This window comes from Paenibacillus sp. (assembly GCF_048976745.1).
Classification (GTDB): Bacteria; Bacillota; Bacilli; order Paenibacillales; family Paenibacillaceae; genus Paenibacillus.
This window is the reverse complement of record NZ_JBHGUU010000024.1, coordinates 72,659-97,240: the sequence shown is the minus strand read 5'-3', so window position 1 is coordinate 97,240 and position 24,582 is coordinate 72,659. Positions and strand designations below refer to the sequence as shown.

Here is a 24,582-nt window from a genome sequence, read left to right as displayed (position 1 = left end):
TCAGCTACCTCCTTTGCGAAGATCTAACAACCCGGATACGGCAGGGCCTTCATCGGCAACCTCACGTTGAATGGAGTTCAGCGATTGTCCAAGGGAATCCATTTTACGGCGAATATCTTCATCATTTTGTGATTCCAACATGATTTTGTACAAACTTTTCTCAATGGACTCCTTCTTCTCCAGCCGTTCCAGAATGACATCCAACCCGCCGATCACCATCTCAAACATATTGATCTTCTCATGTAGCAGATTCAAGATATGTTCCTCAATGGTTCCGGTTGTGGAAAGGTTGAAAATGTTCACATCATTTTGCTGTCCCAGCCGGTGTACCCGACCGATCCGTTGCTCTACCCGCATGGGATTCCAAGGCAGATCGAAGTTGATCATATGATGGCAAAATTGAAGGTTAATGCCCTCGCCACCCGCTTCCGTTGCAATCATGGCCTGCACACGCCCGCGGAAGAGATCCATCATCCAGTCTTTTTTACCTCGATTCATACCACCCCGATAGGGTACAGCTGTAAGCCCATTGTTGCGGAAATAGTTTAGCAGATACTCCTGCGTGGCCCGGTATTCGGTGAAGATAATCACTTTTTCATTCATGTTCCGAATCAGTTCCATCGTTTTCTCGGCTTTGGTATTTTCCTTGATCGCTTTAATATGAGCAACGAGTTCCCAAATTTTGTCCCGAAGGGGCGAGTCCAGCGGAAGTTTCTTCGACAGGTTAACCAGCGTCACGAATACCGCATCCCGACTGCTGCACACTTCACGCTGTAATGTAACAAGGGAGAGCATGCTGCTCAGGTTGCCGCCAGCTTCCTGATACTGGTCTTTAACAAAGGAAGTCACGCCATCATAAAGCGCCTGTTCTTCGGGCGATAGTTGCAGGTTCACGTTGGAGACGTTCCGTTTGGTAAATTGAACGGGTCCTTCGCCGCGGCGGTTCCGAATCATGACTTTGGATAACTCGTTCTTAAGCTGTTCCTGATTCTTCGGAACCCGTTTGTCTACGACAAAGTTGGCCGCAAAGTCACCCTGACGACCCAATTGACCTGGCTTCAGCAGGTTGATCAGATTGAACAACTCGCTCATATCGTTCTGCACAGGTGTCGCAGTGAGCAGCAGACAATACTTTTTGCGCAATTTCAGCATGAATTGATAGTTGGTTGTTTTCTTGTTTTTGAGTTTATGGGCCTCGTCAATAATAATCATGTCGTAATCGGTATTCAGCAGCATATCTTTATGCGGGTCACGTTTGGCCGTATCCATGGAAGCAACCACCACTTCATTCTGCCAGGAATAAGCCTTTTTCTGGGCAATAGCAGGGATGCCGAATTTCGAATTCAACTCCCGTACCCATTGCAATACAAGAGACGCAGGTACGAGAATGAGTACTTTGGATACAAGACCCCGAACCATATATTCTTTCAGAATGAGACCGGCTTCAATGGTTTTGCCAAGACCCACCTCATCGGCGAGAATGGCCCGGCCTGACATTTCAAATAATACCCTGCGTGCAGTGTCCATCTGGTGAGGAAGTGGAGTAAGGCCTTGCAGATGCTTCAAACACTGGATTTCGTCAAAATTGGGAATCAGATTGGTTTCTTCGGCTTGAATGCCCAGTTGAAAGAGTCGGTAATCTCCCCAAGGGCCTCCTTTATCCAATCGTGATTCCAACTGATTGATCCAGCTCCGATCAAATTCCAGTGGAACGGGCAGCTCGGCTACAGGTTGATTTATGTGGTGCGGGTTTTTCCGGTTCATGATGCTTCCTCCCCTGCCATACGTGATGACGTTTTATTCGTAGGTAATAGTATGGACGAATGAGAGTGAGTTCATAACTATGAAAGTTGAACTACATTTTATTTGCACGAACACTACGATGACAGAACAACCTTCCAATCGCTGTTATCCCCAGATTTCTTTGATTCTCTTTTCTGAAGGGGGAAACCTGGTGATAAGCATATGCTTCCGATGTAGCTTTCTTTCAGAAAGCTCTTAGGCGAACGCTTCGCTTTTTCAGGTTTTTTCTGTCCTCTCCGTTGAGGTGCAAATGATTAGTTTAACTTATATTGAACCCAGAAATTTAGTAAAGGCACATGTTTTTTTTGTGCCAAAAAATTCACAGATATCGTATTCATGCGTATGAGGGTGTGTGAAGAAGCTTGTCCGAGTATGGGGAGTCTATGCAGATAGACTATGATAAAAGTCGTATGGAAAATCAATATATAGTGTAATATACTGGTTTTGTATCACTATATGTGGTGTCTCATCATATTTTACTCTTGTATTAAAAATGTAGCGTTATTCGGGGAGGTTGAATGTAGCGATGAAATCAAACCAACGATCGCATCAATTAGAAGGACTTAGCGAAAAAATATTTCTGGACCGATACGCCTGGAAGGACGCTGATCCGAATCATGCCAAGGTCGGAGATGTGGTATTGGTATTAACCAAGGATGATCCCAAATTCCCAACCAAGGAAGTGGGCGAAATCATAGAACGTCAGGGCCAACTTGTACAAGTAAGGACTCGAAGCGGAGAGATCATCGAGACCAGCGTGGAGAAACTGACACTTAATATAGAAAAAACACCGGAAGAGATGTGGGACCGTCTTGCCAAAGCCATGGCTTCCGTTGAATCGACAGCAGATCAGCGGGCAATGTGGGAGTCCAAGTTCCGCTCGGTGTTGGAAGATTGGAAGTTAGTACCCGGAGGGCGCATTGCTGCGGGCGCAGGGGCAAGCGATGAGTTGACACTCTTCAATTGTTATGTCATTCCGTCTCCGCAGGACAGTCGGGGTGGCATCATGAAGACCTTGACCGAGATGACGGAAATTATGGCACGGGGGGGAGGTGTGGGCATTAATTTGTCCTCATTGCGTCCTCGCCGAGCAGTGGTGAAAGGAGTCAACGGATCATCCAGCGGTTCCGTATCGTGGGGCGGACTGTTCAGTTATACGACGGGACTGATTGAACAGGGCGGAAGCCGCCGGGGTGCGCTCATGCTCATGATGAATGACTGGCATCCGGATGTGCTTGATTTTATTACCGTGAAACAAACGATGGGTCAGGTGACCAATGCCAATCTGTCGGTATGTGTGAGCAACGCATTTATGGAGGCTGTCAAGCAGGACGGAGATTGGAATTTGGTTTTCCCTGATACAAACGATCCAGACTACGACACCGAGTGGAACGGGGATATGCAGCAATGGAAAGCCGCAGGTCATGCGGTTGTGCATTATCGTACACTGAAGGCGCGTGAAATCTGGCATACCATTATTGAATCAGCCTGGAAATCGGCAGAGCCTGGTGTGGTTTTCATGGAGTACTATAACCAGATGTCCAACAGCTGGTACTTTAACCCGATCATCTGTACTAATCCTTGCGCGGAACAAGGCCTGCCTGGTTGGGGTGTATGTAATCTGTCTGCAATCAATCTGTCCAAATTCTACGATGAAACGAATGATGATGTGGCATGGGATGAACTGGCAGAAACCACTCGCATCTCGGCTAGATTTTTGGACAATGTCATCGATGCAACACCATATCATTTTGAGGAAAATAGACTGAATCAGCAGCGTGAACGCCGGGTTGGACTTGGCACCATGGGACTGGCAGAGCTGATGATTAAGCTGCGTATTCGATACGGGAGTCCTGAATCCCTTGTTTTTCTGGATAAACTGTATGGATTCATGGCGAAGGAGGCCTATCTGGCATCGGCAGAGATTGCAGCAGAGAAGGGAGCTTTCCCAGCATTCGAAGCTGAACCGTATTTACAGAGTGGTTTCATGAAAAACATGGTTGCGACGTACCCTGAAGTGGGAGAGGCGATTCGTAAACAGGGCATTCGAAATGTCACACTGATCACACAGGCACCAACGGGAAGTACAGGTACGATGGTGGGCACATCAACAGGTATTGAGCCGTATTTCGCCTTCAAGTATTTCCGGCAAAGCCGTCTGGGTTATGATGAACAGTTCGTACCGATTGCACAAGATTGGCTGGATGAACATCCGGGTGAAGCTTTACCAGACTATTATGTGACGGCGATGGATCTGTCGGCTGAGAATCATATCCGCGTGCAGGCTGCGATTCAACAATGGGTGGATAGCTCCATTTCGAAGACGGCCAACTGTCCGGCTGATTTTACAGTGGAGGATACGGCAGAACTATACGAATTGGCCTTCGACCTCGGCTGCAAGGGAGTAACGATATACCGCGATGGTAGCAGGGATGTGCAGGTGTTGTCCACGTCGAAGAAGGAAGAGACTCATGCGGAAGATCAGAACACTGTGGAAGCAGGAGAGAAGGCTGTCGTATCTGCAACAGATAACTCGAATAATATCGCAGGGCACGCAGGTGTTAAAGCGTTCGGTAGCGAGGTTGATGGTGATACTCTTTCTTCTGATTCAACCCCTTCGTCTGCCACAGTGCTGGATAAACAATATCGAAGCCGCCCACAGGTACTTCGTGGTGCGACATACAAAATCAATACACCATTCGGAATGGCTTACATTACGATCAATGATCTGGAGGGAACGCCGGGTGAAATCTTCCTGAACGTGGGCAAAGCGGGATCGGACGTGTTCGCCATGGCTGAGGCACTCGGTCGGGTATGCTCACTGTTTCTGCGATACGGAGATCATGGGTACAAGGTGGAACTGTTGATCAAACATCTCAAGGGAATTGGTGGTTCGGGCGCGATTGGCTTCGGAGCTAATCGGGTCGAATCGATTGCTGATGCAGTCGCCAAAGCATTGGAAAGTCATGTACAGAGCAATGTGCAGGAGAATGAGACAAGAGCGTCCTTAAAAGAACAGAACCAAGTGAAGAGCGTATATGCACAAGTGGAGGATCAGAAAACCTTAACCGAATCAAGAGATTTATGTCCTTCATGCGGATTGGCATCCCTGATGAATGTGGAAGGATGCAAAACATGCAGCAATTGTGGGTACAGTAAGTGCAATTAAATATCTTTTGATAAAAGGGAAAAAGAAAAGGCACTCCTGACTCTATCATGAAGTCAGGAATGCCTTTTTGTCATTTAACTAACTAACACCATTCATGACAACAATCTGCAAGTGATTGCAATTCATTAAATAAAACGCCGGCATGGTAGCCGTCGCACACGGCGTGATGTAACTGAATGGATAAGGGAAGATAAACTTTATCGTTCTGTTGAACATATTTTCCCATCGTGAAGATAGGCAATAAATAGGTTCCTTCATTGTAGATATTCAGATTAAATCCCGTAAAGTTCACCCAGGGAATACTGGAAACGGGAAACGTATTCGGCGGTTCATGGGGTTTGGCAACAAATAACTTGTGATCTTTATAATTCTTGATATCTTCCAGATAACGATTGTGGAACGTCTCGAAATCTTCATGGAATGTCGTCCAGATCGTTGAGAAACTTTTGTCGTCCTCATGAAAAATCGTATAGCTCGGAGACATTTCGTCCCAGTAGCCCAATCTGCCCTCTGCATCAAAACCGGTTCGAAATTCTCTGTGTGCATTAACAACCGAAGAGATCATATAAATAAGAGCCGGATAGAATTTCAATCCTTTAAGCTTGAGTTCGGTACTCAATAGCGTGATATCCAGATTAGCAGTTATGCTGTAGGTACATCTGACCTGATTCAAGTAGTGGTCAAAGTATGGTTTTCGATCCCACTGATCTAACACGATTGGATTAAACATAAGTTATAACCTCCTAAATTAAAATAATGCCTTCATTTAGGAGGTGTATTTGACTGATTTGACCATATCCTATCACATTCCCGGTATCATATTTTTAGAAATTGATCCATCTCAGTATAACATGACACTGAATGTGTTGCTTATAGCGAAATCCTCTGCAAAGCGCTTTTTCAACCCGTTTCTTTATTTTATAATTAAAGTTGTCTTTATAACGAAGAAGAGAGGGGATTAGATGCGTCAGCCAATAGAAGAACCCAAATTTTATTCTTATCCTGGAATGGTAGCGGTGGTGACTTCACGTCATGAGGGAGTCCAGAATGTGATGGCGTCCGGATGGCATACATACATCGGATCGTCTCCAGGCGTATATGGCATCTCCCTTCGTAAGGAAACATACTCCTATGAACTCATCGAGAAGAGTGGCGTATTCGGTGTTCATTTCCTACCAGCTCATCGATCGGAGTGGATTCAAGCAGCAGGAACGTTCAGTGGAAGAGATACGGATAAATTCACAAGATTCGGCATTCCGTATGAGGAAGGAATCAAGGTAAGTGTCCCCATTTTGACAGACGCTTATTTTGCTTATGAATGCAAGGTTATGGATATTACGACATATGGTGATCATGAATGGATTGCAGGTGAAGTGTTGCAGCGATATCAGGATCAGGAGTACTTTTTGGAGAATGGCATGGTCAATCTGGAGAAGTTGCAAATCCCAATGTACACAGGGCGCTCATCATACCGGATCATGGATGCGAGGGCGGAAGAAAAGAATCACCCGTTCCACCTCTAGGGTCCTAGGCAAGAAGAAGCAATTATGAGCAAAACTTTCAATCCGGTCTGACATAGGTTTATAATGGATAGTGGCTGCTGAGCAAGTCGGCAGCCTTTTGTCATGAATACAATTGTTTCAATGAACGGTTATGAGGGTATGCTGGTTTGCGCAAGCGGGACAGGTAATTTTATCCACTCGATGAAAAGTACTATATTTAACGACAAATTTAGAGTATGATTTTACAGCTATATGAGCTGGCAGGAAAGGTTACATCGGTTTAATCGTTTGTTATTATTCCTGTAAAGTATGGGGCTTATTTCGGGCGTATAATGCTAAACGTGAACTCTCGAATCAATATAGCATCATCGGATAGTGCTTCGAACAGAAGCTGTTCTTATGTTGTAAATGAAAGATGGAAGGTGCAATACGTATGTTAATGACAACCAGAACGATCAGGAGTTCCTTTATGCCCCCAACACCAATGTTGTTGACTCACAGTAACAAGGAGGGGCATGCATGTCACAAACGCATAATAACAAGCGACATATGAATGGATTGGATGGCTTGCGAGCCATCGCTGTACTTGCGGTAATCGCGTATCATCTGAATTTGGATTTTATTCCGGGTGGACTGCTCGGTGTAGGTATATTCTTTGTTCTCTCGGGATATCTAATTACCGATATTCTCGTGTCACAGTGGCAGGAACATGGACGCATTTCACTCGGTGATTTTTGGGTAAGACGGGTAAGGCGTTTGCTTCCAGGCATGCTGACCATGACAGCTGTGGTGATGATCTGGTTGGCCTGTACAGATCCGTCCCGGCTTGCTGCGCTTCGTGGTGACATCGTTTCGGGTGTATTATACATAAGCAATTGGTGGTATATCTTTCACAACGTTTCCTATTTCGAAAGTTTTGGCCCTCCATCACCGTTTGGACATTTCTGGTCACTGGCTGTGGAAGAGCAATTTTATCTTATATGGCCCCTTCTACTGATCGCAGCAATCGTCGTGTTCAAAAGAAAGGGATGGCTGGTCGTTTTCATTGTTGTCGCAGCTGAGTTGTCTGCTGGCGCAATGGCCATCATGTATAATCCGGATCTGGACCCGAGCCGTGTATATTATGGAACAGACACGCGCGCATTTGCACTGCTTGCTGGTGCTGCTCTTGCCGTGGTGTGGCCTAGTCGCAAGTTATCGAAATCTCTGCCTGGCATGAACCGGCTTGTGCTTGATGTATCGGGACTTGCTGCGCTTGCTTTATTAATCTACATGATGCTGAACAGCAGTGAATATGATCCGTTTCTGTATCAAGGGGGCATGGTGCTTCAGGCTATAGCAACAACGTTGCTGGTAGCGGTATTGGCTCACCCATCGTCATTCCTGGCACGAATCATTGGAGCTAAGCCGCTGCGTTGGATCGGAGAACGATCCTACGGATTATATCTGTGGCATTATCCTGTCATTATTTTAACCAATCCCGCAGTGGATACGGGAGGAGCACATCCTGTACGAATCATTTTACAGGTCGCTGCAACAGTTATATTGGCCTCATTGTCCCTTAAATATATTGAAAATCCGATCCGGTACAATAGATTCCGTGATTCTTGGTCCCGATTATGGGGAAGAGGGCGGTCGTCGATCGGTATACGTAACGTGTGGTGGAAGCGGGCAGGTCTATTGATGACGATGCTGCTATTGTCCTATACGGTATCCCAGATGATGGTCTCACATGCAGCGAATTCCGACTCCCATTCGGTTTCGATGTCCACCACATTGAATGGAGAGAATGCCGTAGCGGAGGAACAGGGACAGAATGTTTTGCCAGCTACTACAGCGGCATCAGGCTCAGGCCAAAAGAACGCTGCGCATACTCATAAACCGGAAGCAGGAACAAAAGATGACCCGGGGAAAAATGAGAAGCCGACAGAAGAGGCGGCGCCAGACTCGAAACCTGGGGACCAGGACAATCCAGCGAATGGTGGCAAGGACGGTCAGTCTGAAGATAAACCAGCTCATGACTCCGTGACCAACGAGAATGATGCTCCGGACGATACTGGAGTGAATCCATCCGATGGTACGGATGATACACCTGATTCATCTGAGGAACATGAAGAAACGGCTCCTCCTGCCCAGGATGGCAAGGTTCATTATACCGTCATTGGAGATTCCGTGATTTTGGATGCCAAACCGTATCTGGAGCAAAATATATCGGGAGTGTACGTTGACGGACATGTCGGCCGTCAGATGTGGCAGGCTGGTGATGTATTGGAAGGGCTGAAGCAAAACAACCAAATGGGCAGCAAGGTGGTGCTGGAGCTTGGGACGAATGGTTCTTTTAACTCCAAAAACTTAAATGCTGTGCTTGATTATCTGAAGGATGAGGATCAGGTGTATCTGGTTACTGTGCGCGTACCTCGTCCGTGGGAACGAACGGTGAACAGGGCGTTGAATGAGGCTGCATCCAACTACAGCAATGTCTCGTTGATTGACTGGAACAGTGCAAGTGAGGGACATGACGAATATTTTGAAAAAGACGGTGTACATCTCACGACGCAAGGGTCTGAAGCTTTTGCAGAATTGGTGAAGAACAGTATCCAATAATATGTATTCAATACGATATAGCACTTATTCATTAGATATAGCCTGGGTTGAAGCTGCCGATGGCTGCAACAAGAAAGAGCTCTCATTGTGAGGGCTCTTTTTAGTTGTTATGAACAATAAGTCAGCAAAGTAAGTTTCAAACAGGGGAACCGATATTTTTCACCCCTGCATCCGTGGATCGTCACCTTACGGTATGATAGCGTTACCATTTACAATAAGTGTATTCAAATCGCCGAGGGGGAATATAGAGATGTTGAAAAAATGGCTTTCGGGTTTCCTGGCAATAACGTTGTTCTCCATTATTCTTGCTGGCTGTGCTGGCGGGGACACTTCAGAAGGAGGCAGCGGCAATGACAAAGTAACCGTCACGCTCTGGCACAACTGGACCGGACAGGATGCAAAGGCGGTTGCCATGCGCCAAATTATTGAAGATTTTCGTGCGGCGCATCCAGATATTGAAGTCGTGGATGAAGGCCTGCCGACAGATGGTCTCAAAACCCGGCTTCGCACGGTGGCAGCTGCCAACGAAATGCCAGACCTGTTTGTGATGTGGCCGGATGCCATGACCAAGGAATTTGTAAAAGGGGATCTGTTACAGCCCATTAATACAGAGCTCGACGCAAAGCCGGAGTGGAAAGATAATTTCATCCCGAATGCACTGGACGGTTACACCGTGGACGGGAATATCTACTCCGTGCCCATGAATCTGGCACCGAGTTCCTTCATCTATTACAATGAAGCTCTTTTCAAGCAGTATAACGTGAAAGTGCCTGAGACCTGGGCGGAGTTGGAACAGGCAATTGCTACGTTTAATGAAAATAAAGTCATTCCCATGGCACTTGGCAACAAAGCTAACTGGGTAGCACAATCGACGATATTCAGTACACTGGCTGACCGGATCACCGGTACAGACTGGTTCCTGAAAGCAACAGCACAAGATGGTGCAAGTTTTACCGATCCGCAATTTATTGAAGCCCTGAACAAGATGCAAGAGCTTGGCAACACCAAAGCATTTCAGGATGGTTTCAACAGTATTGATGAGACACAGATGATGCAGCTTTATTTCCAAGGCAAGGCAGCGATGGTTATGAACGGCGGATGGGCCTTGGCAAATCTGGTGAATAATGCACCTGAAGAGGTATTGAACAACACCCATATTACGATTCTCCCTCCAGTAGATGGTGGTAAGGGCGAGCCAAGAACCACATCTGGTGTTGTAGGAACCGGGTTGGGTGTAAGCAAAAAGCTGAGCGGTGCACAAAAAGAGGCAGCGATGGAACTGTTCTACGCGCTGGCAGGACCTGATGGTCAGAAGGCCACATTGGATAGCAGCACATTGGTGAGTTACAAGATTGATCTGGATAAAACCAAGGCGCATCCATTGTTCGTTGAATTATATGATCTTATGCAGGAAGTGAAGATTACGCCGGTATACGATTCCAAGCTGGGATCGGCAACGGTTGAGGTTATTAATAATGCGTTGCAAGAGTTGCTCATGGGTGGTAAGGCTGAAGACATTGCAGCCAAAATTCAGGCAGCTCAAGCCAATGCAGTTAGTCAGTAATTAAGCGTCAAGCTAGGCTAAAACCCCTTCCCGGCAGGGGAGGGGTCTTTAAGTATGAAAGGGGAGTGAACCGATGAACGCACTGCGAAGTCGGCGTTTTATTATGCTGGGGCTGGCCCCGGCAGTCATCATCTATGCATTGTTTGTATTTGTACCGGTCGTATGGTCGGCATACTACGGTTTCTTCAATTGGTCCGGCATCGGCGCATCCAAATATATTGGTATGGATAATTACGTGGAGATCTGGCATGATCCTGTGTTTTGGCGGGCACTGAAAAATAACGTTATTTTTGTGTTGGCATCGGTCTTTGGACAAATTCCGTTAGCACTGATGCTCGCGGTCATCCTGCATAAAAGCAATCCATTACAGCGGTTTCTGCGTTCAGCCGTATTTCTGCCGATGGTATTATCCACTGTCGTTATCGGTATGATCTGGCAGTATATCTATCATCCGCAGATCGGGATATTGAACTTCCTGCTGGATGCACTGGGACTGGAGAGTTGGAAGCTGCAATGGCTTTCCGATGACAAGATTGCCATTTTCTCATTGGTACCGCCGCTGCTCTGGAGCTTTGTGGGGTTGTATCTGATTATCTTCATCTCGGCACTACAGAATATTCCTGGCGAGATTCATGATGCAGCCAAAATAGACGGTGCTTCAGGCATCCGTAAGTTGATATCCGTCTCTTTGCCCATGATCTGGGGTACGGTTCAGGTTGCGATCATTCTATGTATTTCGGGTAGTCTGAAATCATTCGATCTGGTCTACATCATGACTAAAGGTGGTCCGGCACATGCAACAGAGCTTCTCGCAACGTACATGTACAATTCAACCTTTACAACATACCGTTATGGTTTCGGTAGTGCGATCTCAACAACCATTGTGCTGATCTCCCTGCTACTTATTGGAACAAGCCAGTGGGCGACCAGTCGCAAACGAAAAGAGAATCAATAGAGAGGAGGGGCTATCATGCAAGTAACACCTGTATCCATGCCATCACCACGAAGTGGCTCGGGGCACCCGATCCGCCGCCTTCGCAGCGGAATTGTTTGGACGCTGCTAACGGTCTATGGTATTTTAACATTGTATCCGTTCTACTGGCTCGTGATTAGTGCGTTCAAAACAAATGAAGATTTCTATAGCAGGCCCTTTGGTCTGCCGGAAAACTGGAATGTTGCCAACTTCAGCAATGCTTGGGAAAGCTCCAGGCTGGGGACTGCTTTTGGCAATTCACTCATCGTATCGGTGGGATCACTTATTCTGACGCTGTTTATTGCAGCGCTGGCTTCATTCATTCTGGCTCGTTTCCAGTTTCGGTGGAAAGGGTTAATCATGACCTTCTTTGTTATTGGCATGCTCATTCCGATCCATAGTACACTTGTCCCCTTATTTATTTTAATGAAACAGATGTCCTTGCTGAATACGTACTGGGCATTAATATTACCTTATACGGCTTTTGCATTGCCTACGGCTATTTTCGTGCTTACTGCTTATCTGACAAGTGTTCCACGTGATATTGAAGAGGCAGCATTTATTGATGGAACAGGGCTGTGGGGGCTGTTTACCCGGATCATGCTGCCCATGTCCGTACCTGCATTGTCTACGGTTACAATCCTGAGTTTCCTGCATGCGTGGAATGACTTTTCATTTGCGCTTGTGTTCATTAACAAAACGGGATTGAAAACGTTACCGCTGGCCATTGCGAACTTTGCGGACGGGTATCAAACCGATTACGGTTTAACCCTTGCAGCCATGACACTGTCGGTCATTCCAACCATTATCTTGTATCTCATATTCCAGGAACAGGTGATGAAAGGCATGACAGCCGGAGCTGTCAAAGGATAAGCGAAAGCGCATCCAGAGGAGGAGAAACGTTTGGCACGCTGGCTCACATCTTCGTTACAAAGGAAGCTATCCGTCGTCGTGACGGCTTCAATGATTGTGCCATTGCTGGCTTTGGGTCTGTTCGCCTTTCTGATCTCTTCCCGCATTACAGAGCAAAAAACAAAACTGTCGGGCATGGATACGCTGAAACAGGTGGAAGCGAATCTTCGTTATATGCTGCAAGATGCCGAGAACCTGTCCATTTTCCTGATTGGAGAACGGGATATCCAGCACTATCTTAGCCAAAATGAGGACCATGAACTGGACCGTGTGGATATCCTGGGCAGGATGACCAATCTGGCCGCTTCCAAAAAATATATCGCCAACATTGCCATATACCCTGGACGTTTTGATGCCACACTGTCGACCGCTACCTGGTATGAATCCAGTGGATCCAACCTGTCGTACCCCTCAGTTCCAAGCGGTGAAGCAGTCAAACAATGGACGGGGGTATACCCGGTGCAGAATTACGCGGGTATACAAAATGTGATCACGTTGGTTCGGCCGATTCGCAGTATCCATGATTATCGGCCGATCGGTTGGTTAGCCATTAGTCTGGATGAGAAGGCCATATCCAAGGGATGGGCCGCTCTGGGATTAGGCAGAGGGGAAGGCAGACTGGAACTCATCGGCAGTTCTGGAGAGATTCTGTCTTCAATGGACAAATCCCGGCTTGGACTTAAGCTGGAGGATGTCGATCCAAGGGTCACAACATTGATTCAAGATGGCGGTAGCGGAACCACCACGTATGGTAGTGGTGAGGATAAACGGACGCTGCTTTATTATCCGGAAGAATTAACGGGTTGGACGTTGGTTGGAACCGTCCCATATGACCAGTACAAGTCCGAGAATCGGTATATCCTTATTCTAACCGGGTGTGCCGTTGCCATGTCTGCTGCGATCAGTGCAGGCTTGGTCTGGTTTACTGTGCGGCGTGTGACGAGGCCGCTTCGTGTGCTTACCCGACATCTGTCCCGAATTGATCCGGAACGACCTCTTCCGCTGTTTCGATCTGAAAGTGATGATGAGATCGGCAAGCTTGGGGAGAGTTACAATCTGCTCGGTGCACATATTCAGTTATTGAAGGAAGAGGTTATTCGTGGTGAAGCTCGCAAAAAAGAGGCGGATCTTCGGGTGCTTCAGGCGCAGATTAATCCGCACTTCCTGTATAACACGCTCTCTTCCATTCACTGGATTGCCTTGATGTCTGAAGAGAAGCGGATCGCGGATATGGTTGAGGGTCTGAGTGATTTTCTACGCATCAGCTTAAACAATGGTCAGGATTATTATCCCGTGGAACAGGAGATTGCACATATTCGCCATTATGTGCGTGTGCAGTCGATTCGTTTCCCTGATCAATTTGTGTTGCATTATATCGTAGATCCAGCGCTTGAGAAACGAATGATGCTGAAACTATTGCTGCAACCGCTCGTTGAGAATGCCATGATTCATGGCATTCAGCCCAAAACAGGCGTGGGCACCATCACCATAATGATTCGTAAGGACCCGGATAATGAGCTGATGAATGTGCTGGTACTGGATGATGGTGTCGGCATGGAGCCGGACAGGCTGGAGCAATTAAGGATAAGTATTAGGGAATGGAAGGGAAAACAGCCGGAAAAACAGCTAAACCAAGGTGGTTATGGACTCTGCAATGTGAATGAGAGGCTTCTGCTCCATTATGGAGCGGATGCACAGCTTGAAGTAGACAGCAGGGTTGGGGGAGGTACCCGGATTTCGTTTTCCATTCCAATCTTGGAGGGGGCGCCATGAGATTATTAATTGTTGATGATGAAGTAATTATCCGTACAGGGCTTGCCAGTGTTATCGCTTGGCAGGAACTCGGAATTGAACTTCTTCAACCTGCTGCCTCGGCTGAAGAGGCGTTAACACGCATGGCTGAGGAGCGTCCGCATATCCTGATGACGGATATTCGGATGACAGGCAGATCGGGGCTGGAACTGGCAGAAGAGGGCCTGCGACTGTTACCTGAGTTGGAGGTCATTATTTTGTCCGGATACGATGACTTTTCATATGCCCAGCAGGCGATTCGCCAAGGTGTTACCGATTATCTGCTCAAAACAAGCAAGCCGGAAGAGATCATCAAAACCGTATTACAGGCCAAACAGCGAATCACGGAACGTTGGGCAGAGAAGTCCAGAGAGGGGCAGCTTATACGGGAGAATCGAGAGCGGTTATTTGCCGGGTGGATTATAGATGGTGACACTGCTTCAGGCCATTTTCCTTCGTTTTTGCGAGCTGATGCTGGAATAGAAGCAACAGTTGATGGTTTGGATGACAAACAGATTCTCAGACAAGTTATTGTTCTTCGAGCAGAGGGTTGGGATCGGTCCTCGGATGCGCTATTACGATTTGCGGTGCAGAATACCCTTGAGGATATGCTGCCTGGCGCCATTGCTCATGTAGAGAAACAGCACATTATTTGTGTAGTTTCATGCCCGCCTGTAGATCAGGAATATCCGTTCACGTTCAGGCTGGAGAGTGCATTGCGTCGAGTGGAGCAGTTACTAAAATGCACCCTGCGCGCAGCGGTAGGTCTGCCTGTGCGTGGATATGCAGAACTGCACGAAAGCTACAGGACGGCTTCAGCCGCATTCCGCTATCGGGGATTGATGGATGATAAAGTATGGCATTATGAGCGCGTTCAGGATCGTCAAGGTGGTAAAACGGTACTTACGCACGAAGAGGAGACCACACTTGGTACAATAATGCTGGATAATGATTCAGTCATGTTAACGACATGGACGCGAGAACTTGTGGCTAATCTGACAACAGAACCGGAGGTCACACCAGAATCGTTCAGTGCTTGTCTGCACTCCGCAGTTATTGCAGGTCATCGCTGGCTTACCCGCACAATGCGAGCCACAGGGCGTGAAGAAACCGCAAGGCTCGAACCCTGGATGCCGGAACCGGATGCCGAACCTGTAGATCTTGGGGATATGTTGTTCCAGCATCTGTATGGCCTGATGCATGTCTATCATAGCCGAATGGGTCAGGGACAGGCTGCTCATGTGCAAAAGGCTATTGGTTATATTGAATCATCATTGGCACACGATATTAATTTGCAGCTGGTAGCTGGACATGTTCATTTGCATCCCGGTCACCTCAGTGAATTGTTTAAAAAAGAAATGGGTGTGACCTTCGGTGATTTTGTCACCGATATGCGTATACGAAGAGCGATGGATATGCTGGCGGTGTCTCCAGCGAAGGTCAGTGAAGTCGCTGCCATCAGCGGCTACGAAGACGTGAAATATTTTAGCAGACTGTTCAAAAAACATACCGGCAAAACCCCGAGTGAATATCGCGAAGAGGCGTTGTCGTTCAAACCATCGGGAAGTTAGAATGAGCAGACCAGGAGGCATGTCTTGCATTTCTGCAAACGTTTTCGATATGGTATTACTCAGGGGTAATGGAGAGTGAGGGCGTACTGATGAAGAGCCATAGTTCAAGTCAGGATTTATCAGGACAATGGAAGATCCAACATTTTGAAGTTGGGGAGAAGCGGGCAGTGGATGTTGCGGCTGCTGCGCTGGATGACCGTTTCTGGATCGGGGCAGAAGTGCCTGGGGATGTACATGCTGCGCTAATTGAGCGCAATATCATTGATCCGCCCTATTACGGTCATAACGATGCCAAAAGTCGCTGGATTGAGCAAAAGGAATGGTGGTACCGCACAACCTTCAATCTGGTGAGAGATGCAGAGACGGAAGAGCACTTTGAATTGGTGTTCGAAGGGTTGGATACGTTCGCAACGGTATATGTGAACGGCCATGAAGTTGGGAAAACGGCCAATATGCTGATGTCACATACGTTTAACGTCACTTCTCTGGTACGCAGCGGCTGGAATGCGATTGCCGTCAAGTTTGATCCGCTTCACCTGCACCACCGGGACAAAGAAACCTTTGACTGGTCTTCGTATACGAAGGAACGGCCATGGTTGCGCAAAGCAGCGATGAACTTTGGCTGGGACTGGGGTCCACGTATGGTTACGGTGGGGATCTGGGGTGCTGTACGGCTGGAAAAACGAACAATCGCCAAGCTGGAAAGTGTGTATGCTCGCACGGAATCAGTCAGTACAGAGCTGGCTGTCTTACGCGTCACGGCGGATGTGAAATCCGTCTTGTCTTTCCGCAGCAGACAGAAACGTGAGCAGGCTGTGGTTGCGACCTGTAATATTCGTCTGCTGGATCGCAACGGACATGAGGTAGCAAGTGCCACTGAACTACCTGTAGAAGGTGGTAAGGCAGATACCACGTTGAACGTCACGTCACCTCAGTTATGGTGGACCCATGATCTGGGTGAGCCTTATCTGTATACGCTGGAGATTACGTTATACGCAGATGGCATTGAGGTGGATCGTTATAGCGAGCCTTATGGGTTACGAACGATTGAGCTGGCTCTTCACAATGAACGGGGTGAAGATGCATTTACTTTTATACTGAACGGAGTCAAAGTATATGCCAAGGGTGCCAACTGGATTCCGGCTGATCATCTGATTGGTGCCATCCCTAACTCAAGGTATCGGGAGCTTGTCGAGCTGTCGGTAGAAGGACATATGAACATGCTGCGCGTCTGGGCGGGTGGTATATATGAGAAGGATGTTTTCTACGATGAGTGTGATCGACAAGGTGTGTTGGTGTGGCAAGATTTTGCATTTGCAAACGCCTTGTTCCCGGATTTCAATCGTGAGTTCATGGATAATGTACGGCAAGAGGTAGAAAACAATGTCCTGCGCCTGCGTAACCGTGCCTCGCTTGCCATCTGGTGTGGCAATAATGAGATAGACTGGCTCTATGACATGAAGTCTGCAAGTGGAGATATTACCAGTCCGTTCTACGGCGAACTTATCTATCATGAGCTGATCCCGGAAGTGTTGGATCGCTTGGATCTGTCCCGTCCGTACTGGCCTTCTTCGCCGTTCGGGGACAGCAACGGTCAGGACGCCAATGATCCCGATGTCGGGGATCGTCACAACTGGCAGGTATGGCATGGCTCGGTCTATCCAAGGAAGCAAGGAGAGCCACCGCTGCTCGACTACAGTATTGAAGGTGTGACGTTCAAAAATTACAAAAACGATCATGCGTTGTTCAGCAGTGAATTTGGTATGCATGCCTCGGCTAATCGGTACACGCTGGAGAAAAATATGCCCGCAGGGCAGTTTTACTGGGGCAGTCCGGAGATGGCCTACCGTAACAAGGATACCAATCACCAAAAAGGTATTTTGCTGATGGAAGGTTACACAGGCATCCCGCAAAATATAGAGGAATACATGAACTATTCCATGCTGACTCAAGCGGAAGGATTGCGCTATGGCATTGAACATTTCCGGCGCATTAATCACCGTAACAGCGGTGCGCTCGTGTGGCAACTGAATGATAGCTGGCCAGGAACAAGCTGGTCCATGATTGATTATGAACTGCTGCCGAAAGCATCCTTTTATTACGGGAAAATATTCTTTCATCCTGTCCTGTTGTCACTGGAGCATGAGCCGAGGGAGTCGCTTAAGTTGTGGGTTGTGAACGATACACGGGACGTGCTGAAAGGCGAGCTTCGGTTCAATGTCTATGAATTACAGGGAGAGAAGATCTATTCCAGCACACATGCTGTTGAAGTAACATCTCAATCTGCATTGTGTATAGCCGAATTAACTGAAGCAGAGGTGTTACAGGGCAGACGTGCGGAGGAAGTCATGATTGAGCTGGTATCCGAAGGGTTTGCCGCGCCGATCAATCGGTACTTCCTGCGTGATCCTAAGGAGGTGGCATTACCTGAATCTCAATTGAGTGTACATGTAAATGAAGAGGAACAGTCTGTAACGGTTACAGCGAGTGGTGCGATTGCACGTTTGGTGAAGCTGGAGCTGCCTCTTGGGCGTGTGCGATTCAGTGACAATTATTTTGATCTGCTCCCTGGCGAGAGCCGGACGGTAAGACTTCGTCATCCGGAGCAGTCGTCTTTGCCTCTGACGGAACTTCGGGTCAGTGCCATAAACGGCAGAGAAGGATAAAGCAATATTAATAACAAACTTCGATTCTAATCGAGGTTCAAGGTGGTCATCCTGATGAGGGATGCCACCTTTTTTTGTTTTTGCAGCAGATGAGTTCATGTCGTTGTGTCAGGTGATCTTGTCCATATTTTTATCCATGAGGAAGTAATCGGCTATTTGTGCATGTCGGCAGACATCCACATTACCGGGCTTTAAAGAAACGATTCATAGCGCTGCTGAAAAGAGGATTCCATCTCCACTTGTCGGGCAAGTTGCTGTTGAACCTTCGCTCCGCGGATTGTCTGAAGTTCCTTGAGTTGTACAGTGGAACTGAATTGATCTGTAGCCATATGAACAAGTATTTCCGAGAGCATATCCGCATCTTCGAGCGCGGCATTAAGTCCAAATGCACCAGTTGGGGTCATGGTATGAGCGGCATCACCGATAAGTACAACATTGTCTTGTGCCCACGACTGGCAATAGCTGCTCTCGACGGATAACAGAACAAAATCACTCCAGCTCTGAATGTTGGCAGCTACAGAATCAGACAGGCAAGGAAACGCGGATACAAGTTTATCTACAAAAGGAGCAATCGGTTGCTCTCGCAGCTTGGCGTATGCTCCTTCGGGGATGTTCCATCCGATCTGAACATAACCGCCGAATTGTGAGAACAGTGCGAGCTGTTGATCATCCATGCTGGCCATTCGAACAGCGGGTTCCCAACCTGCAGGTGCCGGAATGCGCGCCCATAACAGATCATACCCGTGCTTGCGAATCTCCGGGGTCAAACCGGAATGTTTGCGTACAGCAGAGTATCTGCCATCAGCACCAACAATAACAGACGCTTCGATGGAGGCTGGTACGCCATTCTGCCGGATGTTAATACCAACGATCTGGCCGTTCTTGTCTCGTAGCAAACCGGTCATCATCGTATTGAATAGTACTTGTTCATAGGAACTCTGCTGCTGAGCATGCGACACAATGGCTTCCAGGAGATGATCTTGGGGGACATGAATACCCACATGAGATTCTCCATTGCCTGGCGAAATGGTATGAATAATGTTCCCGTTCTCCCAATACTGTATCTGTTCCAATGGTAGTGCTCCCCGTTCCTGAATGAGTGAATATAGACCATGTTTATTGAGAATCGCTTCTCCATCCACATTAAGCAGCTCCCCGCGAAACGACTTGTGCAAGTGGGGCTGCCGCTCTATGAGCATCGTGGATATTCCTTTTTGATTCAGTAAATAAGAAAGTAAGGCACCGCCAGGCCCAGCGCCAACGATGCAAACATCCGTTTTGAATGGTGATTGTAAATTCTGATTCATGTGCATAAGTCCCTTGCAATATATTGATGGCTCGTGTTTACTTTATAACAACAGATTTATTAAAATCATTAAGTAACTAAAAGTAACTTTAAAGATATAGGTTATTATAAACAAACCCGTTGTCATAATGCAATAGGTGAAACCTAAAATAAAACAAGAGTCTTGCAGTCAAATACAGGGTATGTGATACAAGCGCATTTTTCACAAACATCATAGTGTAAATATGTTACAATATGAGGTAGGTTATGAACAAAGGCAGGAGGAACGTTTATGAGCCCGGATACGGAGCGAAACTCTCAATTGGCAAATGTAGATCAATTGTTGGAGGCCTTCTTCAGATATAAAAACAAAGTATTGGATCAGCAGCAGAAGACCGAAACCAACTGTAAACTGAATCCGACAAAAAGTCATATATTGGGCATGATTTTACGGGAAAAACGCTGCATGGCAGTTGATGTAGCCAGACAACTCAGTTTATCTTCAGGTGCAACCACCATTGTCCTGAATCAACTTGAGACGGAAGGGTTGATCCAGCGGGTGCGCAGTGAAGAAGATCGGAGAATTGTGTGGCTGTCCTTAACGGATGAAGGGGCGCAGCTTGCCAAGACGCTTAATGCGAATCGTGGCCGAATGACGTGGGAATTGTTGCAAGCACTTTCCGAAGAGGAGCAACAGCAGATGTTCGGCATGTTGAAGAAAATTGAACTGAAACTGCTGGAGAACATGAAGTCGTTTGAGCAGATCCACCGATAATCCATATATGCCTGGATTCCTTGAAGACGTCAGTCCTCATGAGTTCGTCCCTAATTGCGGGGGGATGAGCCTTGAAGACTGGCGTTTTTGAGTTGGTTTACAAATGAAAGCGAACCACATGATCCATCAAGCCTTCCTGAATCAAAACTTCTTTTTGTTTGCGGCCCATCAGGTCAAAGTGGGGAAATGGCTCTCGCTGATGTATGTATCGTGGGTCCAGCCCATGATCGTGACACCAACGCTCGAGGCGTTCCAGATCTGCACAGCCAACTTTGGTGACACTGGTGATGTGAGGGAATCGGTTGTCAATCCAGAAATGAGTGAGGTACGCAATCTCACCACGAGCCACTTGTTCCTTCCACGCAGCAAGCTCTTGTCGTTTAATTCCAAATGCCATAGATGCAAGTTCCTTTCCAAACGGGTATTGTCCTGAGCATATTGTAACATCTTATATACAGAATCCATCAGAATTCTTTAATCTATATAAGTTGAACTAAAGATTATTTACACTGATACTACGATGACAGAATAACCTTACAATCGCTGTTATCCCCAGATTTCTTGATTCACTTTTCCGAAGGGGAAAATCCGGGGATAGCGTATGCTTCCGATGCAGCTTTCTTTCAGAAAGCTTTTAGGCGAACGCTTCGCTTTTTCAGGTTTTTTCTGTCCTCTCCGTTATCGTGTAAATGATTAGTTCAACTAATATAGAATGGTCTGAGACCGTGTGAATGGGTATATGAATATGACAACATTTTTATAACAAAGTTTGGATTATGTTAAAATAAACCTATGCAACAAAGGTTTCACCACTTCTATAGGCGGAAAGGGATTGTCATCATGGAAATATTTATAGCCGTACTTGTCTTACTGGTACTGATCGGTTTATCAAACATCCTGAACCGGTTTGTACCTTTTATTCCCGTTCCGCTTATTCAAATCGTGCTTGGAGTAGCTATAGCTCTACTTCCTGCAGGCGTACACTTGCCGTTGAATCCGGAATTGTTCTTTGTACTTTTCATCGCACCTTTGTTATATAACGATGGTAAGCGAACACCAAGAAATGAACTATGGAATCTGCGTGCACCGATCCTACTGCTTGCGCTTGGACTTGTGTTCGTGACAGTAGTTGTGGCGGGATATGCCATTCATTGGTTGATTCCTTCGATACCGTTACCCGCTGCTTTTGCACTTGCAGCCATATTATCCCCGACAGACGCTGTGGCCGTGGGCGCAATGGCTGGGCGGGTACATCTGCCCAAAGGCATACATAGGCTTCTTGAAGGGGAAGCATTAATGAATGATGCATCCGGCTTGGTTGCTTTCAAATTCGCCATTGCAGCCACGGTAACAGGTGTTTTTTCCCTGGCCCAGGCAACCTTCAGTTTTATTCTGATTGCAATTGGCGGTCTTCTCGTTGGAGCATTGTTATCTTTTCTGTTAATCCGGCTTGGGATGTGGATTCGCAGGCTGGGTATGGAAGATGTCACCATTCACATGCTTCTGCAAATCCTGACGCCATTTATCATCTATCTGGTGAGTGAAGAAATTGGGGTATCCGGTATTCTTGGGGTAGTTGCAGGTGGTATTATCCACGCCATTGAGCGTGACCGAGCTGAATCGGTTCAGTTGAAAATGCAGGTGGTATCTGCGAGTACATGGTCAGTCATTTTATTTATATTAAATGGTCTGGTGTTTGTTATTCTGGGTGTACAGGTCCCGGATGTTTTGAGTACCATTTTTGAAAATGTAACGTTTAATAATCTGCAGGTGTTGGGTTATGTGGGCCTGATCTCGGTGTTATTGCTGGTTCTGCGCTTTCTCTGGATCTATCTGTTCTGGCAAGGAAATGAATTGCTGCGTACCAAATCCTCTATTGGCAGGCCCAGATTCAAGGATATCACGATTATTTCTTTATCTGGGGTGCGGGGGGCTGTGACATTGGCTGGTGCCTTTTCCATTCCTTACGTGCTCCAGGATGGGTCACCTTTCCCTGAACGGGATCTGATTATTTTCCTGGCAGCGGGCGTTATCCTCTTCTCCCTGATTGCGGCGAGTGTGTTTCTTCCCGTTCTGGCCAAGGACGATGGAAAATCCACCGAGGAATCTCCTCAGAAGACCGAACGAAAAGCACATGACATTATGCTGAATGCGGCGATACGAGCTGTCAAATCCGAAATGAACGATGAGAACAAAGCCGCGGCACTCGCGGTCGTCTCTGACCTGTCCAAATACATCAGACAGGCTGCAGGCCAGCTCACCGCTGGTAAACGCAAAGATATTCAGAAACAGGAAACGGCTATTAACCTGATTGCCACCCGTGCGGAGCGCAAAGAAATCGAAGCGATGCTGGATGAAAATGCAATTGCTTCCGATGCCGCCTTCAAATGTGACAGCTGGCTGGATCGTAAGGAAATGATGCTGTCCAATCGCGCCGACACTCAGATTATGACCTCAATTAACGAGATCGGGCGTGTGCTGGGTCATCTGTTCACCAACCGATCCCAGAAGCCGAGTCAACCCTTCATGCTTGAAAATGCAGAACTGTTCCGTCAGGTGAAGTTACGTACCTCTGCAGCGGCAATTCAGGCCATTCGTGCCCATATGAATGATGGGAATCGAGTCGTAGCCTTGTCGGTCATCGCCAAGTATGAGCGTGTCATTGCCAAATTGCGAACCTGGAACCAAGGGAAAACAGAAGATCCGTTTAATCAGGAGAAGCTTGAACTGCAGATGGTGGCGATTCAGGAACAGCGCAATACCGTGCAACAATTATATGAAAATGGTGAGATTAATCGTGATGTGGCTGCCAAGCTGCGCCGGTTTATCAATGACGTGGAAGCAACTGCATTGAAAAATACCTAGGATGTTTGCTAATCCGATAAATCCGATATTTTAAATATGCTAAACAGTTTGATATAATATGGGACAAGAAAGATGTCACTACCCAATGGATACTTATAATGATCAGCGAGGAGAGATGAGACATGGTACAACAGCAAATACGGTTGGGCAAGACCGATCTGGTCGTAAATCCCATTGGACTGGGTGCAAATGCTGTAGGAGGACATAATATCTATCCGGAAATGCTGAATGATGAGACAGGCAAGGAAGTGGTTCGAACCGCCTTGAAACAAGGGATTAACTTTCTGGATACCGCATATATCTATGGACCTGAGCATTCCGAGCGATTGATTGGTGAAGTATTGAAGGAAACCGGTCAGCGTCAGAATGCGATTATTGCAACCAAGGCAGCCCATAAATTTGTGGATGGCAAGATTGTTATCGATAACTCACCTGCTTTTCTGAAAACATCTGTGGATGAGGCGTTGAAACGTCTGCAAACCGATTACATTGATCTGTTCTACATTCACTTCCCGGATGAACATACGCCTAAGGATGAAGCAGTAGATACGTTAAAACAATTAAAAGACGCGGGTAAAATTCGTGCCATTGGCGTATCTAATTTCTCCATTGATCAGTTGCGTGAAGCCAACAAAGACGGGCATGTAGACGTATTACAATCTGAATATAATCTGTTCAAAAGAGAAGCGGAGAAAGAGCTATTGCCGTATACGGCTGAGCATCATATTTCTTTTGTCCCCTACTTCCCTCTGGCAGCGGGACTGCTGGGCGGTAAATATAATCGCAATACCACATTTCAAGATGGACGGGCGAAGAACCCGCTGTTCACGGGTGAAGCTTTCATTGAGAATTTGAATAAAGTTGAGCAACTGCGCAGCATAGCACAATCCAAGGATGTTGAAGTCGCTCATCTGGTTCTGGCCTGGTACCTGACTCAGCCTTCGATCGATGCACTGATTCCGGGAGCCAAGAGACCGGAGCAGGTCATTAACAATCTGCAAACATTAAATGTGGAATTAACTGCTGAAGAAATTGCAGTCGTGGATCAGATCTTTCGTTAATGAGTTCGGGTGAATCGGGAAATGCTAACAGGGAGTTTACG

At 47.0% G+C, this 24,582-nt stretch carries 16 protein-coding genes; 12 read left to right on the top strand and 4 right to left on the bottom strand.

Annotated elements, in window-relative coordinates; translation table 11 throughout:
- Window positions 1–1,764 carry a DEAD/DEAH box helicase gene (locus tag ACE3K2_RS26275; RefSeq protein WP_421897073.1) on the bottom strand — a complete coding sequence of 588 codons (1,764 nt, stop codon included), beginning with the start codon at window positions 1,762–1,764 and terminating at the stop codon, window positions 1–3.
- A 565-nt stretch (window positions 1,765–2,329) separates the two neighbouring features.
- Here ACE3K2_RS26275 and ACE3K2_RS26270 point away from each other — a divergent pair.
- Entirely contained in the window at window positions 2,330–4,972 is a 2,643-nt protein-coding gene (locus tag ACE3K2_RS26270; RefSeq protein WP_421897070.1) for an adenosylcobalamin-dependent ribonucleoside-diphosphate reductase, read from the top strand.
- Window positions 4,973–5,054: 82 nt separating this feature from the next.
- Here ACE3K2_RS26270 and catA read toward each other — a convergent pair whose 3' ends face one another.
- The gene (catA, locus tag ACE3K2_RS26265; protein WP_421897067.1) at window positions 5,055–5,702 is read right to left on the bottom strand and encodes a type A chloramphenicol O-acetyltransferase; all 648 of its coding nucleotides are present in this window, start codon (window positions 5,700–5,702) and stop codon (window positions 5,055–5,057) included.
- Between the two features lie 232 nt (window positions 5,703–5,934).
- On the opposite strand from catA, the gene ACE3K2_RS26260 reads away from it, so the two are divergent.
- The 8 genes from ACE3K2_RS26260 (at window position 5,935) to ACE3K2_RS26225 (ending at window position 18,555) form a co-directional block, all read left to right on the top strand.
- Window positions 5,935–6,495, top strand: coding sequence for a flavin reductase family protein (locus ACE3K2_RS26260; RefSeq protein WP_421897064.1), 561 nt, complete (start codon window positions 5,935–5,937; stop codon window positions 6,493–6,495).
- A gap of 498 nt (window positions 6,496–6,993) precedes the next feature.
- A complete protein-coding gene (locus ACE3K2_RS26255) occupies window positions 6,994–9,078 on the top strand; it encodes an acyltransferase family protein (protein WP_421897061.1) in 2,085 nt (694 codons plus the stop codon).
- Between the two features lie 250 nt (window positions 9,079–9,328).
- Complete coding sequence (locus ACE3K2_RS26250) at window positions 9,329–10,642, top strand: extracellular solute-binding protein (protein ID WP_421897058.1); 1,314 nt, start codon at window positions 9,329–9,331, stop codon at window positions 10,640–10,642.
- 73 nt (window positions 10,643–10,715) lie between these two features.
- Entirely contained in the window at window positions 10,716–11,597 is an 882-nt protein-coding gene (locus tag ACE3K2_RS26245; protein ID WP_421897055.1) for a carbohydrate ABC transporter permease, read from the top strand.
- A 15-nt stretch (window positions 11,598–11,612) separates the two neighbouring features.
- Window positions 11,613–12,488 (top strand): carbohydrate ABC transporter permease, encoded by an 876-nt coding sequence (locus tag ACE3K2_RS26240; RefSeq protein WP_421897052.1) that lies wholly within the window; start codon window positions 11,613–11,615, stop codon window positions 12,486–12,488.
- A 30-nt stretch (window positions 12,489–12,518) separates the two neighbouring features.
- Complete coding sequence (locus tag ACE3K2_RS26235; RefSeq protein WP_421897050.1) at window positions 12,519–14,300, top strand: cache domain-containing sensor histidine kinase; 1,782 nt, start codon at window positions 12,519–12,521, stop codon at window positions 14,298–14,300.
- A complete protein-coding gene (locus ACE3K2_RS26230; RefSeq protein ID WP_421897047.1) occupies window positions 14,297–15,889 on the top strand; it encodes a helix-turn-helix domain-containing protein in 1,593 nt (530 codons plus the stop codon). The genes ACE3K2_RS26235 and ACE3K2_RS26230 overlap by 4 nt, the downstream gene beginning before the upstream one ends.
- Window positions 15,890–15,978: 89 nt before the next feature.
- The gene (locus ACE3K2_RS26225; protein ID WP_421897044.1) at window positions 15,979–18,555 is read left to right on the top strand and encodes a beta-mannosidase; all 2,577 of its coding nucleotides are present in this window, start codon (window positions 15,979–15,981) and stop codon (window positions 18,553–18,555) included.
- A gap of 191 nt (window positions 18,556–18,746) precedes the next feature.
- Here the strand turns inward: ACE3K2_RS26225 and ACE3K2_RS26220 are convergent, their stop codons facing one another.
- Window positions 18,747–19,862, bottom strand: a complete 1,116-nt coding sequence (locus ACE3K2_RS26220) for an FAD-dependent monooxygenase (protein WP_421897041.1) — start codon at window positions 19,860–19,862, stop codon at window positions 18,747–18,749.
- Between the two features lie 270 nt (window positions 19,863–20,132).
- Between ACE3K2_RS26220 and ACE3K2_RS26215 the strand changes: the two genes are divergently transcribed.
- Entirely contained in the window at window positions 20,133–20,615 is a 483-nt protein-coding gene (locus tag ACE3K2_RS26215; protein WP_036609579.1) for a MarR family winged helix-turn-helix transcriptional regulator, read from the top strand.
- Window positions 20,616–20,712: 97 nt separating this feature from the next.
- On the opposite strand, the gene ACE3K2_RS26210 is transcribed toward ACE3K2_RS26215, so the two are convergent.
- Window positions 20,713–21,012, bottom strand: a complete 300-nt coding sequence (locus tag ACE3K2_RS26210) for a hypothetical protein (protein ID WP_421897038.1) — start codon at window positions 21,010–21,012, stop codon at window positions 20,713–20,715.
- 443 nt (window positions 21,013–21,455) lie between these two features.
- Between ACE3K2_RS26210 and ACE3K2_RS26205 the strand changes: the two genes are divergently transcribed.
- Both ACE3K2_RS26205 and ACE3K2_RS26200 read left to right on the top strand, forming a co-directional pair.
- Window positions 21,456–23,480 (top strand): Na+/H+ antiporter, encoded by a 2,025-nt coding sequence (locus ACE3K2_RS26205; RefSeq protein ID WP_421897035.1) that lies wholly within the window; start codon window positions 21,456–21,458, stop codon window positions 23,478–23,480.
- A gap of 122 nt (window positions 23,481–23,602) precedes the next feature.
- Window positions 23,603–24,541 (top strand): aldo/keto reductase, encoded by a 939-nt coding sequence (locus tag ACE3K2_RS26200; protein WP_421897032.1) that lies wholly within the window; start codon window positions 23,603–23,605, stop codon window positions 24,539–24,541.
- The last annotated feature ends 41 nt before the right edge of the window (window positions 24,542–24,582 follow it).